This is a genomic window from Thalassotalea insulae (assembly GCF_030161395.1).
In the GTDB taxonomy this organism is placed as follows: domain Bacteria; phylum Pseudomonadota; class Gammaproteobacteria; order Enterobacterales; family Alteromonadaceae; genus Thalassotalea_E; species Thalassotalea_E insulae.
Window position 1 is genome coordinate 2955138 of record NZ_BSST01000001.1, and the last position, 18940, is coordinate 2974077.

General features: G+C 40.1%; 14 protein-coding genes. 8 read left to right on the plus strand and 6 right to left on the minus strand.

Annotated features, from left to right (window positions below):
- Window positions 1–44: 44 nt before the first annotated feature.
- The 3 genes from ptsP (at window position 45) to QQK06_RS13420 (ending at window position 4068) form a co-directional block, all read left to right on the plus strand.
- A complete protein-coding gene (ptsP, locus tag QQK06_RS13410; protein ID WP_284245231.1) occupies window positions 45–2321 on the plus strand; it encodes a phosphoenolpyruvate--protein phosphotransferase in 2277 nt (758 codons plus the stop codon).
- 19 nt (window positions 2322–2340) lie between these two features.
- Window positions 2341–3135 carry a sulfite exporter TauE/SafE family protein gene (locus tag QQK06_RS13415; RefSeq protein WP_284245232.1) on the plus strand — a complete coding sequence of 265 codons (795 nt, stop codon included), beginning with the start codon at window positions 2341–2343 and terminating at the stop codon, window positions 3133–3135.
- A gap of 99 nt (window positions 3136–3234) precedes the next feature.
- Window positions 3235–4068 carry a thymidylate synthase gene (locus QQK06_RS13420; protein WP_284245233.1) on the plus strand — a complete coding sequence of 278 codons (834 nt, stop codon included), beginning with the start codon at window positions 3235–3237 and terminating at the stop codon, window positions 4066–4068.
- Between the two features lie 279 nt (window positions 4069–4347).
- Here the strand turns inward: QQK06_RS13420 and pepN are convergent, their stop codons facing one another.
- From pepN to trhP, 3 genes are all read right to left on the minus strand, one after another.
- The gene (pepN, locus tag QQK06_RS13425) at window positions 4348–7008 is read right to left on the minus strand and encodes an aminopeptidase N (protein ID WP_284245234.1); all 2661 of its coding nucleotides are present in this window, start codon (window positions 7006–7008) and stop codon (window positions 4348–4350) included.
- A gap of 231 nt (window positions 7009–7239) precedes the next feature.
- Window positions 7240–7485, minus strand: coding sequence for a YfhL family 4Fe-4S dicluster ferredoxin (locus tag QQK06_RS13430; protein WP_284245236.1), 246 nt, complete (start codon window positions 7483–7485; stop codon window positions 7240–7242).
- A gap of 6 nt (window positions 7486–7491) precedes the next feature.
- Window positions 7492–8847, minus strand: a complete 1356-nt coding sequence (gene trhP, locus QQK06_RS13435; protein WP_284245237.1) for a prephenate-dependent tRNA uridine(34) hydroxylase TrhP — start codon at window positions 8845–8847, stop codon at window positions 7492–7494.
- A 242-nt stretch (window positions 8848–9089) separates the two neighbouring features.
- Here trhP and QQK06_RS13440 point away from each other — a divergent pair, with 242 nt between their 5' ends.
- Window positions 9090–9932 (plus strand): HDOD domain-containing protein, encoded by an 843-nt coding sequence (locus QQK06_RS13440; protein WP_284245238.1) that lies wholly within the window; start codon window positions 9090–9092, stop codon window positions 9930–9932.
- Between the two features lie 71 nt (window positions 9933–10003).
- Here the strand turns inward: QQK06_RS13440 and rdgC are convergent, their stop codons facing one another.
- Together rdgC and QQK06_RS13450 are read right to left on the minus strand one after the other, a co-directional pair.
- Window positions 10004–10924: a recombination-associated protein RdgC gene (gene rdgC, locus QQK06_RS13445; protein WP_284245239.1), complete on the minus strand. Its 921-nt coding sequence runs from the start codon at window positions 10922–10924 to the stop codon at window positions 10004–10006.
- A 66-nt stretch (window positions 10925–10990) separates the two neighbouring features.
- Window positions 10991–12730, minus strand: coding sequence for an ATP-binding protein (locus tag QQK06_RS13450; protein ID WP_284245240.1), 1740 nt, complete (start codon window positions 12728–12730; stop codon window positions 10991–10993).
- Between the two features lie 310 nt (window positions 12731–13040).
- Between QQK06_RS13450 and QQK06_RS13455 the strand changes: the two genes are divergently transcribed.
- From QQK06_RS13455 to QQK06_RS13470, 4 genes are all read left to right on the plus strand, one after another.
- The gene (locus QQK06_RS13455) at window positions 13041–13967 is read left to right on the plus strand and encodes a porin (RefSeq protein ID WP_284245241.1); all 927 of its coding nucleotides are present in this window, start codon (window positions 13041–13043) and stop codon (window positions 13965–13967) included.
- A 210-nt stretch (window positions 13968–14177) separates the two neighbouring features.
- The gene (phoB, locus tag QQK06_RS13460) at window positions 14178–14879 is read left to right on the plus strand and encodes a phosphate regulon transcriptional regulator PhoB (protein WP_284245242.1); all 702 of its coding nucleotides are present in this window, start codon (window positions 14178–14180) and stop codon (window positions 14877–14879) included.
- Window positions 14880–14890: 11 nt separating this feature from the next.
- Complete coding sequence (gene phoR, locus QQK06_RS13465; protein ID WP_284245243.1) at window positions 14891–16195, plus strand: phosphate regulon sensor histidine kinase PhoR; 1305 nt, start codon at window positions 14891–14893, stop codon at window positions 16193–16195.
- Window positions 16196–16388: 193 nt separating this feature from the next.
- Window positions 16389–17354, plus strand: a complete 966-nt coding sequence (locus QQK06_RS13470; RefSeq protein WP_284245245.1) for a PstS family phosphate ABC transporter substrate-binding protein — start codon at window positions 16389–16391, stop codon at window positions 17352–17354.
- A 255-nt stretch (window positions 17355–17609) separates the two neighbouring features.
- Here the strand turns inward: QQK06_RS13470 and QQK06_RS13475 are convergent, their stop codons facing one another.
- Entirely contained in the window at window positions 17610–18905 is a 1296-nt protein-coding gene (locus tag QQK06_RS13475; protein WP_284245246.1) for a M24 family metallopeptidase, read from the minus strand.
- Between the last annotated feature and the right edge of the window lie 35 nt (window positions 18906–18940).

An 18940-nucleotide genomic window follows, 5' to 3' on the forward strand; every position in this document is an offset into this window, starting at 1 on the left:
AACTAGACAGAAGCCCTTAAAAACTAATAGTAACAAGAGGTGTTATGTTAACTAGCTTACGACGTATTGTATTAGAATTTAGCCAGGGAAATGAGCTAGATGTTTCGCTACGCCGTATAGTGACACAAATTAAGCAAGTGATAAAAACCGATTGTTGTTCAGTTTATCTGGCGGATCATCAAAAACAACATTATGTGCTGGTAGCCTCTGATGGCTTAGCGCAAGATTCATTAGGACAAACCACGCTTGGTTTTACTGAAGGATTAGTGGGATTAGTTGGGCAAAGGGAAGAGCCGCTTAATATCGCTAATGCCAAACTACATCCTCATTTTCTTCATGCCCCAGAAGTCAAAGAAGAAGACTTAAATGCCTTTCTTGGTACGCCGATTATTCATCAGCGTAAAGTTCTGGGAGTATTAACTATTCAGCAAAAGCAGGCACGCTTTTTTAATGAAAATGAAGAAGCTTTTCTAGTGACGCTAGCGGCGCAAATAGCCACTTCAATGGCGAATACTGAAGCGAATACCTTGATTGCATTGCATCATGGTCAGAGCCAATGGAATAAGGCGATTAAAGGTATCGCTGGTTCTCCCGGGGTCGCGATGGCACCATTATTAATGGTACAGCCTAATGCAAACTTAGCAGCAATCACTTTAAAAAAATCTAGTAATATCAAAAGCCAACAGCAAAGATTTGAAAGTGCAGTGACCAGTACCCGAGCGGATTTTTCTCAAATGGCGGGCAAGCTGGAAAATATAATTTCAGATAGCAGTCTTGATATATTTGAGATGTATAAGCAGTTGCTGGATAAAGCGAATCTGGGCAAGGAGGTCATGGAGAAAATTGCTCAGCACTGGAATGCTGAAAGTGCGTTAAAGTTAGTGATCGACAGTTATGTTATGCGCTTTGAAGGCTTAGATGATGACTACCTCAGAGAACGCGCATCAGACATTAAAGACCTAGGTAATAGATTATTGTTCAATTTACAAGCATTAGATAGTGAAGAACAAGCAACTCCTGAAAATTTTATTTTGGTAGCAGAAGATGTCACTGCTTCTATGGTCGCTGAGTATCAGCATCAAGGATTAAAAGGCATAGTCTCTGTGCAGGGATCAAATAATTCCCACGCGGCTATTTTAGCCAGAGCACTGGCAATCCCCGCAGTGATGGGGGTTGAGCGAATAACACTTAGCAAGCTGGATAAGTTGTTAGGTATTCTTGATGGCTACAGTGGTGAGCTATACATTGATCCAAATGAAGCGCTGATCAACGAATATCAGCATTTACTGGCAGAAGAAAGTGCCTTATCGGAAAAAGTGCGATCAGTTATTGATTTACCGGCACAAACACTTGACGGTAAGCAAATTGATTTATTACTCAATGCCGGCTTGTCTTCTGGGTTTGAACATTCAAAAAACTCCGGTGCGCAGGGCATAGGTTTATATCGGACAGAAATTCCGTTTATGAATCGTAGTTGCTTTCCATCTGAGCTTGAACAAACGGTATTGTATCGTCAGGTGTTAGAAGCGTTTGCTGGTGAAACGGTTACCATGAGAACACTGGATGTTGGTGGTGATAAGTCGTTGCCCTATTTCCCTATTGTTGAAGATAACCCTTTTCTTGGCTGGCGTGGTATTCGTATCACCTTAGATCATCCAGAGATTTTTTTGCTGCAAGTTAGAGCTATGATGCGGGCTAATATCGATCAGGGCAATCTGGCGATTATGTTGCCGATGATTTCACACCTTGATGAAGTGAATGACGCGATTCGTTTAGTTAATCAGGCATATTATGAACTCTCGTGTGAGTTGGTGCTAGACGAAGGACAAGTACTCAATCGCCCTAAAATAGGCATCATGATTGAAGTACCCAGTGTGCTGTTTCAATTGCCTGAACTGGCGAAAAAAGTCGATTTCTTTTCAGTTGGTAGCAATGATCTAACGCAGTACTTGTTAGCGGTTGATCGTAATAACGCGCGGGTGGCTGGGCTTTACAGTGCATACCATCCAGCGGTGCTCAGAGCGCTAGCACTCATCGCTGAACAAGCTAAGCAATACCATATTCCGTTAAGTTTATGTGGTGAATTAGCCGGTGAGCCAGCCGGTGCTTTATTATTGCTAGCAATGGGCTATGATCAATTAAGTATGAACCCACATAATATTGCTCGTATCAAGTGGGTGATAAGACATATAGAGCTGAAAAAAGCTCAAAAAATATTAAAACGCGCATTGACATTTACCAATGCTAAGCAAGTGCATAATTATCTCAATGAACAATTAGAACTACTTGGTTTAGGTGGATTTGTCCGAGCTGGTTTGTAGCGCTCTTTAGGGAATCTCGATGTTTTTTAGCGTATTTATAGCTTGTGCCATATTAGGTTGTGTTGCCGGTTTTCTTGCTGGTTTACTGGGAATTGGTGGTGGTTTGGTGATAGTGCCTGCTATGGTATATCTGTTACCGAGTTTAGGTGTCTCAGGCGAAAGTTTGATGCCAATTGCCATTGCCACGTCGTTAGCTTCAATTGTTTTTACCGCCGCTTCTGCCACCTTTGCTCACCATAAAAATAATAATATTCCCTGGGATATTGCGAAGCAGCTAATGGTGATGATTGCGGGGGGCGCATTACTTGGTGCTTATGTTGCAGATACATTGTCGAATGAATTGCTGACTTATATTTTTGCCGTCGCTGTAACCATATTGGCCAGTTATATGTTACTTTCTATTCGAACGGTGAAAACCAAAGCGATGCCAAGCGATGGTGTTATTAAGCTGATAGGTTTCGCCACTGGCGGTATTGCCAGTATCATGGGAATTGCTGGCGGCGCGATTTTAGTACCAGTGTTAACTTACTATTCGATGTCGATTCGTCATGCGATCGGCACCGCGACGGTTTGTGGTTTTGTCGTTGCAATATTTGGTGCTCTTGGTTTTATTATTACCGGATTAGATCATCCTAATCTACCTTCATGGAGTCTCGGATATATATATTTACCAGCCTTGCTGGGTATTATCTCCACCAGTTCGTTGTTCGCCCCCTATGGTGTGAAATTAGCAGAGAAATTACCGGTTAGATATTTGAAACGCTTATTCGCTGGCTTTTTAATTTTAGTCGCAATAAAAATGGCCATTCAGTAACGAAAAGCATTGAGCTAACCATAGTAATTCACCAAGAAATTCGGCATAATTTGTGGTAATTCTCCCGCTATAAATTCACAAAAATTTTAGGATCATTTAATGAAAGCTTATTTGGATTTAATGCGTCATGTCTATGAAAATGGCGTAGAGAAATCAGATCGAACTGGTACAGGCACAAAAAGTATATTTGGTTACCAAATGCGTTTTGATCTCGCCCAAGGCTTTCCTTTAGTGACGACCAAAAAGTGTCACTTAAAATCGATTATTCATGAATTGTTATGGTTTATCAAAGGTGAGTCGAATATTGCCTATTTGAAAGAAAATGGCGTAAAAATCTGGGATGACTGGGCGACACCGGAAGGGGAGCTCGGCCCTGTTTATGGTGTGCAATGGCGCAATTGGCCAGCAGCCAATGGTGAAACTATTGATCAGTTAGCGAACCTTATTCATGACCTAAAAAACAATCCTGATTCTCGTCGCCATATTATTACCGCGTGGAACCCAGCTTTGCTACCTGATACGTCGATCAGCCCAAGTGAAAATGCGGCGCTTGGTAAGCAGGCCTTGCCACCTTGTCATACCTTATTTCAGTTTTATGTGCTGGATGGAAAATTGTCTTGTCAGCTATATCAACGTAGTGCGGATATTTTTCTGGGAGTACCATTTAATATTGCCAGTTATGCCTTGTTTACCATGATGATAGCGCAAGTGTGTGATCTCAAATTAGGGGATTTTGTTCACACTTTTGGTGATGCGCACTTATATCTAAACCACATGGAGCAAGTACAAGAGCAGTTATCGCGAGAGCCATTGCCTTTACCAACCATGAAAATCAACCCTGAGGTTAATAGCATTTTTGATTTTAGCTTCGATGATTTTGAGTTAGTGGATTATCAGGCGCATCCCCATATTAAAGCACCGATTTCAGTTTAAAAGGCTTATATGCGCTACTGATTTTGCTAAGGTTATTACAGGGATGTCATGCATTAGGGTCACGCAGGAACAGTTACCGAAAATGACCATTAGCTGAAATCAAAGCATTGCCTATTAGCCTTTTCATTATCGCTGAATGATCAAATATTGAATTCAATAGGTATAAGTATGTTCGTTTGAGTCGTCAACTTTTTCAGTGGTAACAGCGCGACATATTTTCGTCTTGAATATAAAAACGCCTTGCAGATGCAAGGCGTTTTTTCGTTATTGTTACCAAGTCTATTTGATGGTTAAGTTGTTGCGGATGTTGACACAACGCTCATCTGCTTGATGGGTAACTAATAGCGCACGTTTGGTACCTGCGGATAAACTCGTTTGTTGTTTAATTGCTTGTGCGAGTCGTTCGACACTTGCAGCATTGCAGGCTCTAGGGATCAAGGTATTGGCATAGCTGCGCATAAAGGTATGTTCGCTTGCCTTATCGATTGCTGTTAGGCTTGCTAAGCGTTGCTCTGCTGTTTTTTCACTAAGCACTAATTGCTCGCTTGGATACATGCTGCCCATAGCGGTTCTCAGCTTTGAGAATGGCAAGTCAGAATTTTTATCCTGAATTTTCGCTAACCATTTGGCTTTAACTTTAGCATCAGGACGAATCACACGAGCACTGATTGCCGATTTCTGACCACTGTCAGAATTATCGTTAGTAAGCTCAGCATCAATTAATGCATCGCTACCTTGATAGTTGTAACGGCTTAATTGACCAATGATACTCCAACGAAGATCTTGATTAATCGTTAGATTTTCTATGGTTACACTGCCATCGAGTATTTTAGCTAGTCTGGTTAATTCATCCGGTGTGTTAGCAAATGAACGATAGAAGCTGAACCAACGACGTTGCATGTTCTTTTTGTCACTGTTGGCGTTAGCTTCTTGCCATGTTAAAGCGCTTAAGGTTTTATTGACCTTGGCTAAAAAGCTGTGCCCTTGCGGGAAGAAAATACTTAAGTAGCTACGCGCTGCGGCTATTTGAGACAATACTTGCCCTAAAATGGTATAGTCAGTTTCTTTAGCAACATTAGCAATAGCGATATCTAAATATTCGTTCATCGGCAAATTGCCATCTCTGGCACTGTCCCATAGACTTTGCCATAACATAGAACGTTGCAAGTTATCTTCTACTGAGCTTAACGCCGATTTTGCGGTGGCAAATGAACGCTCGTCTAAATTAACCTTCACAAATCCCCAATCTTGATAATTAGGATATACGAGATCTGGGCAGCTCTTACCAACTAATTCTGAGACTTGAGTAGATTCACCTTGATAGGTAACAGGCACTGCACTTTCAAACGTCAGTTGATCACCCTTGTTTTGATAAAGTGCAACCTGAACTCTTTGTTCTCTTAAGGTTGGAAATTTAGCATCAGCACTTTGTTCTAATGCGAAACTGGTAATTTTACCTCCTTCACATTGGTAATTTGCAGTAATGGTATTAACACCTGCTTTATATAGCCATTGTTGAGAAAATTCATTCAAATCACGACCTGCTGCATCACCTAAGCTAGTGATAAAATCCTTTAACTCGGCATTTTGATAGGCATAATGGCTTAAGTAATTATGTATGCCTTTACGGAAGGTTTCTTCACCCAATAAATGAGTTAATTGTTTTAATACCGATTGGCCTTTTGAGTAAGTGATCGCATCAATGTTATCAAACGCATTCGCTGATGACGGAATGGGTACTTCAATTGGATGCGTGGTCACTTGTTGGTCTTGACGGTAGGCAGCTTGTTTACCACCTGCGTAGAAGCTTTGCCAAGCATCCGTAAATTCGGTTGCGTTGGCGGTTGCTGTTGTTGCCATAAATGAGGCAAAGCTTTCATTAAGCCATAAGCCATTCCACCATTTCATGGTCACTAAGTTACCGAACCATTGATGTGCCATTTCATGCATGATAACGCTCGCTAAGCGTTGTTCTTGGCTTTTGGTCATTTCACCATTAGTTAAAAATCCGCGTTCGGCGAAGGTAATAGCGGCAGCATTTTCCATGGCGCCATATAAAAAGTCAGGTACTAGCACTTGATCATATTTTCTAAACGGATAATCAACACCGTAATATGAATTGAAAAACTCTAACCCTTGCTTAGTGTATTTAAACCAGTCTTCAGGTGAAACTTGTTTGGCGACTGACTCTCTTGCAAAAAGTCGAAGCGGATATTTGCCACTATTATCAGACCACATATGATAAGGGCCTGCATGTAATGAGAAATTATAAGGGCTTAATTTCAATGTGTTATCGAAGTGCCAAACGTTAAAATCACCTTTGCTATCAACGCTCGTTTCTTTCATTGCGCTGAATACGTGCCAGTCTTTAGGCGCTGACACTGTCATTTGATAGTTAGCTTTTAAGTCAGGCTGATCAAATACCGCAAACATTTGCTGTGCAGCAGCCGGTTCAAAGTGCGAGTAGAGGTACACTTTACCATCCACTGGATCTTGCATACGGTGTAAGCCTTCACCATTGGTGCTGTGTTTGCGCGTGAATTCGACATCAACTTCATTGCGGCCGATACGTAAATCTTCTTTTGCGAGGGTGATAAACCATTTGTTGTAGTTAATCGTTACTGATTTACCATTGATTTTAACTGATTTAACCTCTGCATCTTTCAGATCTAGGGTTAAATCATTACTGATATCGTTTAAATTAAAGCGCACATTAGTGGTGTTACTAAAAGAGTCACTGCCGTCTAGTTTAAAGTTCAGGCGGTAGGCGACATTCGACAATCGGGCAGAACGCTTTGCTGCCTGTTCTTGGCTTAAATAAGGTGTTTGCTCTCTGACTTGACTATTAGTATCTGCTGTTTGTTGTTGGTTTTGTGGAGTATTCAAACAGCCGGTAAGGGCTATCGAAGAGGCAATCAACAATGGAATAGTGGGTTGCACAACTGTTTCCTCAATTTTATTATGATGTTTTACACCAAGTGAACAATAATTTAATTCACTTGGTATTATTTTTTGTTGTTATCGTTCGCAATAAACTGCACGCTACTATAGAAAGAATTAGTAAGGTGCTAAAGCGATAATAATATTTAGTTGTAACATTATATAAAATTAAAGGCGATAAAAGTCAGATGTACAGTAGCGTAAATACGGTAAAAGGCTAACGTTATTGAGTTAGCCGTGCATGCGCATAAACTTCTCTAGCAACTGTGCTTCGCTTTCTTGATGCTTGGGATCTTTTTTAATGCAATCGATCGGGCATACTGAGATACAGGTTGGCTTATCATAGTGCCCGATACATTCTGTGCATTTTGTCGGATCAATTTCATAGATCTCATCCCCGAGCGAAATTGCCTGATTTGGACATTCGGGATCACACATATCGCAATTGATGCAAGACGCTTCGATGATGAGTGCCATGATCAGCTAACCTTGATTTTGCGCAAAAGGATGACGAGTTGTGCCACCTTCATCCAAATAACGCATGATAATACCAAACGCTAAATCAAAGTCAGTATCAAGCTTAATCGCGACTTTATGACCTGAACCTTTGGCGTCGGTGATCACTTCACCTTTGGCGTTCTCCATATGCTCTAAGGTAAAAGTGATATTGCCAGCAGGCGTCATTAGCTCTAATTGATCGCCAGTTAAAAATTTATTTTTAACCTCGATTTCAATTAAACCTGTCTCTGCATTTTTACCGATAACTTCGCCGACAAATTGCTGAGTATCGCTTTTAGAGTAACCGTAATCATAATTTTGCGTATCACTCGGGCGATGACGTTGTAAAAATCCTTCGGTATAACCTCGATGGGCTAGATGCTCTAAATTGGTATTTAATTCTGGGTTAAATGGCTTATTAGCGAGCGAGTCTAAAATAGCTTGGTGATAAATCTGTGCGGTACGGGCGCAGTAGTAAAATGACTTAGTGCGGCCTTCAATTTTTAGTGAATGTACGCCCATTTTCACTAAACGATCAACGTGCTCTACCGCTCTGAGGTCTTTTGAGTTCATGATATAGGTACCATGTTCATCTTCAAAGGCTGGCATATATTCACCCGGGCGACCTTGCTCTTGTAGCAACACGATATCGTCAACAGGTTGTTCGCTTGGTGTAATAATATTCACTGGTTGAGCGATTACGTCACCGGTTTCTGTTTCTTTGGCTTCGTGGACATCATATTTCCAGCGACAGGAGTTAGTACAGGTACCTTGATTAGGATCACGCTTGTTAATATAACCTGAGAGTAAACAGCGGCCTGAATAGGCCATGCATAAAGCGCCGTGGACGAACACTTCTAACTCCATTTCTGGGCAACGAAAACGAATTTCTTCTATCTCATCTAATGATAGCTCACGAGATAGTATTACTCGTTCTACCCCTTGTTGTTGCCAGAACTTAACCGTCGACCAGTTAACGGCATTCGCCTGAACTGATAAATGAATCGCTACATCCGGGAAGCTTTCTCGTACCATCATGATCAAACCGGGATCTGACATGATCAGTGCATCCGGGTTCATTTCGATAACCGGTTTAATGTCTTTTAAAAAGGTTTTTAGCTTACTGTTGTGTGGCGCAATGTTATTAACCAGATAGAATTTTTTTCCTAAAGCATGTGCTTCATCAATGCCTTGCTTAATGGTTTCAAGGTTGAATTCATTGTTTCTTACCCGTAAAGAATACCTAGGTTGACCAGCGTAAACAGCATCTGCTCCGTAAGCAAAGGCATAACGCATATTTTTTAAGCTACCGGCTGGCGAAAGTAGTTCTGGTTTCAACATTATTAGCACTCTCAGGAAAAAGGGCGTGCATTATAAGGAGTCGCAGACTATCTTGCAATTATCCCTTGCAACTTTTACAGGTAAAATCGCAGAAAAAATCGCTAACAATTGTTGGATATTTAAACAGAGTTAGCACGAGGAAATATCAAGATAAAGAAAAATTTTTATTTATCGAGCCATTTGATAATTAATAAAAAATATGTGCTATTTTAAAAATAGAAACAGATATTTAAGAGGTTTTCATGGGAACGGAAAATGCACTCTACACCATACTGGTAGAAAAAATAAAACAAGAAGCCTTAGTTTTACCCACTTTGCCAGAAATCGCGTTAAAAGTCAGGGAAGCTGCAGATGATCCAGAAGTGAATTTGGCACATATGAGTGAAATTATCGCTCATGACCCTGCGCTGTCGATGGGGATACTGAAAGTTGCCAATAGTGCAATGTTAGGGCGCAGTATCAAAGTAGAAACGGTTAATCAGGCGGTTACTCGTATTGGTTTAAGACAAATAAAAAGTATTGCCACTGCAATGGCGCTTGAACAGGTCTTTGTTTCGGAAAATGAAATTGTGGCTATGTACCTCGATAAATCCTGGAAAAAAACCGTGGATGTCGCTTCGGTTGCTATTGCATTGATGACGTTTTATTTAAAAGAAGTAAAGCATTCGCCGTTAATGCTAGATACTTTAACACTTGCGGCATTAGTGCATAATATTGGTGTTTTGCCGATATTAACGGAAGCGGAAAATCATCCGGATGTTTTTGCTAATCCGACGTTTATTCAACAGGCGATTATTAAGCTATCGAGTAAGGTTGGTGCCGAGATCAGTAAGGCATGGGGCTTGTCGGATGAACTGTGTGAAATTATTCATCGTTGGAGTGATTTGACAGTATTGCCGACTCAGGTCCATTACTTAGACTTTATTCGTGCTGGAGCGATTTATCATAATATTTTCAAAAATGAGTCTACTAAGGATGTGTTATTGAAAAATTATGTCGGTAAGGGGATTTTACCAGAGATCGATTTTATGGAATCGGGTGAATGTAAAGATGTTGCGGCAGATATCAAACAGATGTTTAGTTAATCATTCATCGTGTAGAAATTAAAAAGGCGCTTAATGCGCCTTTTTTAATCATGATATTGGCTATCAGGCAATTAACTTTCTAAGTAGTCCGTTGCTTTCACCGAAAACTCGTTGAGTAAGTCACCAATAAAACGATTAATTTCTCCTGCCATTAAAGCAAAGTCAGCATCGAGTCTGGCAATAACATCGTCTTTATCGATATCTTCATTTTGCTCATGTAAGACATCAAAAAATTTCAGACGTTTAATTGCCAAATCGTCGCATAAAATACAGGACAGCGCATCATCCCACTCTAACGCTAACTTAACGACGAACTTATCGGCATCCAGATGTGCTTTAATTTCGTCACTGTCTAACTCCTGGTTTTTTACTCGTACTACCGCACCATCATCGCCTACAGCGTGAAATTCTGCTTCCAAACCTAACTGAAAACTTTCACCAAGATTAGCTTCGGTTAACCAGTCTGTCATAATTTCATCTGGTGCTTTTTCCGGAGAAACACTCGTGACTGGCAAGGTACCTAGGGCTTTTCTCAGTAACGCCAAGAAGTCTTCTGCTTTGCTGCGGCTGCTGGTGTTAATTACGATCAGGTTCGCTTCTGCATTGATATAGGCGTGAGTATCTGTGATACGGGAAAATGCACGTGGCAGCAATTCAAAGATAATATCTTCTTTAAATTGTTCTTTTTCTTTTTTAGTGGCACTGCGGGACTGATCGGCTTCTAAGTGGGCAATTTTTTCATCCAGCATGTCTTTAATAACGGGGGCTGGCAGAATCTTTTCTTCTTTACGTGCGCAGAGCAAGTGGTTGCCATTGACTGAATGTACTATGGTTTGCCCGTGTTTGCCTAAGGCATTAACCCAGCCAAAGTGTGACATTTCCGTGGAGCCACATGGGGTAAATAAATGCTCGCTGAGTAGTTTTTCTATATCTTGTTCAGACCATTCAAATGGACGTGTAAAGGCAAAAAAGTAAAGGTTTTTAAACCACATTAAAATTATCCTTTGGCCATTGTTTAGGCCGATGCTCAAAACGGGGAAGCTATCTTAATGAAAATTCTAGCGCATGTCATTAAATGTGATCAGATAAGATAATCCTTGACCAGATGGTGAGCTTGCTGATATTTCACCGTTTAAGGTATCACTCACCAAGTTATTAATAATGTGAGTTCCTAGTCCTGTGCCGCCTTTACCTGCTTTGGTGGTAAAGAAAGGATCAAAGAGTTTGGGGATGTCTTGCTCTGGCATACCAACACCGTTGTCCTGATAGTTAATTTGTACTTGTGAGCCCTGAATTGCTACCTTTATATCAATTTTCCCCTGTTCTATACCGCTAAAACCATGAATGAGAGAATTAACGATCAGATTGGTAAAAATTTGAGAAATAGCGCCTGCATGACAGTAAATTTCAATATTGTCATCACATTCTACATGGATCTGATGTTGGGTTTTTTTCAGTTTAGGGTGTAAGGAATGAATGATCTCTTGAATATATTTTGCCAGATTAATTTGACGAACCTTATCACTGGTTTGATCGACCGCCACTTGTTTATAACTAGAGATCAGTTCCGATGCACGGTTTAAGTTATTAACCAGTAAATCTATGCTTTGCTGGGCATTGTGACTAAACTCTTCCAGTGCCCTTTTCGTGAGCTTATGTTCTTTTATGTCGTTGTTGAGTTTAGTGATCAAGTCAGATAAATAGGTGGTGGAAGTAATACTGACGCCGATAGGGGTATTAATCTCATGAGTAATTTCGGCGGATAAATTGCCTAAAATTGCCATTTTTTCTGCATCGAGTAATCGTTCTTGTGCTTTGTTTAGCTCTTCAATGGAGCTTTTTAATTCCTGGTTTGTCGTGGTAAGCGTTTTTTCCGTTTGACTACGTCGTAAGTTCTCTGCTTTTAATTGTTCTTGCTGTACTAACAATTCTCGTTGTTGACGTTCCATTTTTAACATAGTGGTGCTTAACGATGAGGTTTTCTTCGCGACTTCCTGTTCTAACATGAGGTTATGTTCATCGAGTTTATTATTGGTGGCGATGATTTCATTTTGCGCGCGAGCTAATTCTTCCTTATTGCGGGCAAGTTCCGTTAACAGGTTATTGTGAGCATTTTGTAAAATGCTTAGCTCATTTTGTTCGTAATGCACAACATCAATTTTTGATGCTTCGGGATCATCCATATCGAACTGATTAATTTGTTCGGTTAATTCAGTAAGGGGGTTAGTCAGCAATTTGGCAAAGGCGATGGAAAATAAAAACACCAGCGCAGCTGTTTTTACCATAGCGTTACCGATAAGAAAATAAATCCCGACTTCGATACGATCAAAAATTACCTGATTGCTTGAGAGTAAAGTAACAGTACCCACCTTAGTGGTGCGGCCAGAGAATTCAAAAATCAGTGGAAAGTTATAACCAAACAGCCCCTCACCTTGAGAAGTAAGATTAAAATAACTTTGTTGTTCGATTTGATTGGACTGTAAGTCATCGATATCTCGGTCTTCACCGAGCTGAGTGATCACTTGATTATTTTCATCGGTAACCTTTATTCCCTTGATCATAGGAATGGCGACTAGACCTTCGGCAATATCTATCGCCTGCTGGGTGTTTAGCTCCCAAACGGCACGGGTTAAACTGCTGCTAAAGGTTTTTTCTAGTGTTAACAGTTCACTGTTGATATGGCTTTTGGTATTGATATATTCTGCGCCGATTTGTACGCAGGTCACAAGAAATGTAAGCACAAAGTAAAAGGATAAGACGCGTGTTAACAGCTTACGGGAAATACTAGTGACTTTCATTCTCAGTTCTTATTTATCGGTGCACCTAGATTGATTTTAGCGCTTTTGCTCAACGTTTAAAGCTTTTTCTTCGATTTAACTTACTAAAAACTAATAAAATATTATATTTCTACTATATATATTATGGATTCAGTTATTTTATTTACCTTTTTTAATCACAAAATGTCATATAACTGACATGATATTTAAATAAAAATGACTTTTATAATTCATATTTTGGTAAAAAAAAATACATATTGTCACAAAAATGTCATCTTTTATTGGCACAATATGCGGCAATTATTACATGACACACTTAAAAGGTTATCACATGAAACGTTCTTATAGCGCGATTGCAGCAGGGATTTTGGCAACATGCTCTATGTCTTTAATGGCTGCAGATGTTGATATTTATGGTAAAGCTAATTTATCGGCTCAATCATCAGACGATGGCGATGGTTCTTATACCGAAATAAAAAGTAATGCTTCTCGCATTGGCTTTAAAGGTAGCCATCAGATAGACAATGATTTAACGGTTGTTTTTAAAGCTGAATTTCAAGTTGATCTAGATGGCGATAGTGAAAAAGGAAAAAGCATTACCGACCGTAATCAATATGTTGGTTTAAAAGGCAACTTTGGTGAGGTGTTAATTGGTAATAACGATACAGTATTGAAGCAATCACAAGGTAAAGTGGATTTATTCAGTGACCTAAACGCTGATATTAAACACTTGTGGAAAGGTGAAAACCGTATGAGTGATACCATCACTTATAAAACAAAAAAGTTTAATGGTTTCCAACTGGGTGTAACTTATGTTGCTGAAGACAGTGTAGATGGCGAAGATGCAACATCAGTCGCACTATTTTATGGTGATAAAGCGCTTAAAAAATCTAAAGTGTATGCAGCATTAGCATTCGACTCTGAAGTTAAAGGTTATGATACTGCACGTGCGACTGTTCAAGGGAAAGTAGCTGGCTTTACCTTAGGTGCTATCTACCACTCTCAGGAAGAAGTGAGTTCAGGTAAAGAAATGGATGGTTTATTAATTTCTGCAAAATATTCAATCAATAATTGGGCGTTAAAAGCGCAAGTGCAAACGGCTGATCATGATGGTGGCGATGATAAATCAGGTTTTACTGTTGGTGCTGATTATAAGTTAGCGAAAAGTACTAAACTTTATACCTTCTATACTAACTTTGATATGGATAGTGGCGCTGATCAGGATTATTTAGCGGCAGGAATCGAATACAAATTTTAGCGATTAAGCTCAAAGAATTGTATACCAATTGAATTAAATATTTATTTCATTTGGTATTAATAAAAGCGGCGCCTATGCCGCTTTTTTCTTGCGTATTGAGCAAGTATTGTTGATGATGAACTAAAATTTATTATGTGTAATAAAATTGTCACAAAAACTTATCACAATGTTCATTAGAAGTTGTAACATGATTATCAGGGAACTTTATACATGAACAGACAAATTTTGGTTGTTGAAGACGAGGCGCCGATCAGAGAAATGATCACCTTTGTACTTGAACAAAATGGTTTTAATACCATAGAAGCAGAAGACTTTGACCAGGCAAAAGCGAAAATTGTTGAGCCTTATCCTGATCTGATCCTATTGGACTGGATGTTACCCGGAGGGACAGGGGTAAAATTAGCAAAACAGTTAAAGCAAAATGAATATACCCGTACTATACCGATTATTATGTTGACGGCGCGTGCTGATGAAGATGATAAAGTGAAAGGATTCGATGTTGGTGTTGATGATTATGTGACTAAGCCATTTTCACCAAAAGAATTAATTGCCCGGATTAAAGCTGTTATTCGCCGGGTATCTCCGACGGCGCTGGAAGAAGCGATAGAATTCCATGGCATGAAACTCGATCCGGTTGCCCATCGGGTGTCAATCAATGACAAGCCTCTGGACTTAGGCCCAACAGAATTTCGTTTGTTGCATTTTTTCATGACTCATACCGAACGTGTTTATAGCCGAGAACAGCTATTAGATAATGTTTGGGGGACTAATGTCTATGTTGAAGATCGTACGGTAGATGTCCATATTCGTCGTTTAAGAAAAGCGATAGCTGGCGCTGGACATGAAGATTTTATTCAAACAGTTCGTGGCTCTGGTTACCGTTTTTCTGGTAAGATCAAAGTAAATGTATAATAACAAGCTGTATGTATTTTCAAGTATCTATTAGCACGGTAGTATCTCGCCTTATCATTATCTTATGTCTCAGTGCAGTCGTTGGATATTTGACTGGGAATACCTTTTTAGTGGTTGCTGTTAGTGCCACTGTATTGTTGGCTTGGCATTACCACCATTTATTAAAGCTAGCTAAATGGTTATGGCGTAGTAAATCTTTATCGCCTCCTCATGCCGAAGGGATTTGGGGGATGATATATGACGGTTTATATCGTCAGATGAAAAAATCGCGTAACAAGCAAAAGCAACTGAATGAGAAAGTGCGACGTTTTCGCGATGGGGCTGAAGCTTTACCTGATGCGGCATTAGTGCTTTCTGAAGATTTAATGATCGAATGGGGTAATAAAAAAGCCCAGCGATTGTTAGGTATTCGTTGGCCAGGGGATGTTGGTCAGCGGATCGATAATCTACTTCGTTTTCCTGAATTTATCACTTATTTAGAATCAGGAGTTTATGATACACCATGTATTATCCAATCTCCGGTCAATAATGAGCTAATGCTTGAATTAAGGCTGATCCCTTATGGGACAGACCAAGTGCTGTTTCTTGCACGAGATATTAGTAAAATTCACCGGCTGGAGGAAATGCGCCGTGATTTTGTCGCTAATGTATCACATGAGTTAAAAACACCACTTACTGTGGTTCGCGGTTATGTTGAAATGGTGCAAAGTACAGAGCACGCATTGGATCCGTATTGGCTGAAAGTGTTTACCACCATGGAAACACAAGTGTCACGAATGGACAGGTTAGTGGAACAACTCTTAGTGTTGTCACGGGTTGAAATCAATATTGATGAAGACGAAAAGCAAGTGATCAATATGCCTAAAATGATCAAAGCACTGGTGGATGATAGTCAGTGGTTGAACCAGGAAAAACAACACCAGTTGACAACAGATATTGATGAAACCTTAGCGATAGAAGGTTTAGATAACGAATTAAAAAGTGCTTGTTCTAATTTGATCTCCAATGCCATTGCTTACACTCCAGCTGAAGGTCATATTCATGTGTCATGGAAGAAATCAGGCAATAAGGCGTGCTTTTCGGTGAAAGATGACGGCCCGGGTATTCGTCCTGAACATGTTAATCGTTTAACCGAACGTTTTTTTCGCGTCGATAAATCACGCTCTCGTGACACTGGCGGTTCAGGTTTAGGATTGGCAATTGTCAAACATGTGCTTAATCATCATCATGCGGAATTGGCGATTAATTCCAAGTGGGGAGAGGGCAGTGAATTTATCATTTATTTTGACCCTAAATGCATTAAGTCGCTGAACTGATTTTAAACCTAATTCATCTTAACTGTTTGAATATTAAAGAGAAAATTTAATTTCCTTCTGTTGTTCTATTATAAAAGTTTGATGACAGTTATTTTACCTTTGTCATACAAGTGTCATAAAGCTTAAATATAATTGTCACATAAGCTTTATATAGTGTTCACAAATTAAATAAACACTCTCATTGGAGAATATTATGACTATCAAACGTGCATTAAGCGTGCTTGGTTTAGCTAGTGTGATGAGTTTTTCATCATTAGCAATCGATAAAAGTTTACCTGAATATAAAAAGGTTAGCGGGATCTCAGGTAACATTTCATCCGTCGGTTCTGATACCTTAGCGAATATGATGACGTTCTGGGCTGAGGAATTTAAACGCACTTACCCAAATGTTAATGTACAAATTCAAGCGGCTGGTTCTTCTACTGCGCCACCAGCGTTAACTGAGTCAACATCAAATTTAGGGCCTATGAGCCGTAAAATGAAGTCTCGTGAAATTGAAGCATTCGAAAAGCGTTATGGCTATAAGCCAACACCTGTACGTGTTGCTATCGATGCGTTAGCGGTATTTGTTCATAAAGATAATCCATTAAAAGGTTTACGTATTGACCAAGTGGATGCGATCTTCTCAAATAACCGTAAATGTGGTGCTGGACAAAATGTTGATCGTTGGGCTGATGTTGGTTTAACCGGAGAATGGGCGGGTAAAGACATTCAGTTATACGGTCGTAATTCAGTTTCTGGTACTTATGGTTACTTTAAAAAGAAAGCTTTATGTAAAGGTGACTTCAAAAATACTGTTAATGAACAACCAGGTTCAGCGTCTGTTGTACAGTCGGTATCTGCGTCATTAAACGGTATTGGTTATTCGGGTATCGGGTACAAAACGTCAGGTGTTCGTGCTTTACCTTTGGCTAAGAAAGGCGACAATTTTGTTGCTGCGACGATGGAAAATGCTATTTCGAAGAAATATCCATTGTCTCGCTTCTTATATGTTTATGTTAATAAGCATCCAAACAAGCCATTAGCACCGATGGAAGCTGAATTCTTAAAAATGGTATTGTCACAATCGGGTCAAAAAATTGTTGAAAAAGATGGCTATATTCCATTACCTAAAGCGGTTGTGAATAAAGAATTGAAAAAACTTGGTATTGCTATCTAACGGTAATATCCACAAGTTTAAAGAAAAGCCTGACAGTGTCAGGCTTTTTTATGTACAGGAGGTACGGTATGTCGCGGTTATAGGGATGTAAAGGAGTGACGATGTACAGGAGGTGCGGTATGTCGCGGTTATAGGGATGTAAAGGAGTGACGATGTACAGGAGGTACGGTCAGTTTTTTTGTTCCAGACAAAAACTAAGTACTTACCTCCATGTAAGCAATGCCGTGGGTGCACGGGAAGGGCGATGTTTCAGCCCTAGACTTTTAATTTGGCCAATTTACCGATAGGTGAGTCCAATGATACTGGAGGTTCAGTAAACCATTGCGGCCCTTGCGCATTAAAATACAAACAGTCTTCTAAGCGTACGCCAAACTCTCCTGGCAGATAAATGCCTGGTTCATTAGAAAAACACATACCTTGAGCGAGCTTGGTTTCTTCACCGTGCACAAAGTTTACACCTTCATGGCCTTTCATGCCGATACCGTGTCCGGTTCGGTGTGATAAACCCGGTAACTGGTATGCAGGTCCGTAGCCCTGATTTTGATAATATTGGCGAACTGCATCATCTATAGCTCCTGCTGCAACTCCTAATTGTGCTTTGTCAAAAGCGATATTTTGGCCTTGTCTGACGGTATGCCATACTTTTTGTTGTTGCTTATTTGCCTCACCGAAAACGAAAGTTCGACTGATATCTGACTGATAACCATGAACATTACAGCCACAGTCCATCAGTACCACTGAACCTTGAGTTAATGTCTGCTGTTGCTTAGTACCATGAGGGTAAGCACTGGCTTGATTAAACAACGCCATGTTCCAAATACCACTGCCGCCGAGCTGAGCTTGTGCACTGTGCATTAAAGATTTGACGTCAGCTTGGGTCATGCCGACGGCTAATTGAGACCAGACATACTGATAGGCCATTAGCGTCACTTCATTAGCTTTATGCATCAGTTGTAATTCATGAGGACTCTTATACATACGACAGCCCCAAGTGACAGCACTGGCACTGACATCTTTCATCGCTGGTAGTAACGCCATTACGCCTTGCAGGACAAAATAGCGCACTGAATGTTCAAAGGCGATATTGCCTTTTTCAATACCGCGATCTTTAAGGATTTGCTTAATACGAATAAATGGACTTTCGTGCTCTTGCCACACTCTGACATCATTACCCACCATTAAGGTTTCGCGAATGCTAGGTTCTTCAAAAAACGGACAAACAACCGCAACTTCGCCTTGTTGTGGGATCACTAACGCGGTAAGTCGCTCGCTACGCCACCATTGAATACCGGAAAAATAATCCATAGTAGCACCGGGTTCGATAATCATGGCAGCAATATTATGCTCACCCATTAGCTGCTGAGCTTTAGCAATACGTTGCTGACGTTCTTTTGCCGTGATGGCGCTAACAGTAGTCGTAATATCAGTTAACTTGCCTTGTTGCTGAGGTTTCGCTTTTTTAGTTGCTGTAGCTTGGGCTAACTGAGCGAAGGATAATGAAGCTATGGCAGCACCACTGGCTTTGAGAAAATTTCTTTTTGTTATGGTCATGAATTTACCTGTATACGAACTGATGAAGCTTATTA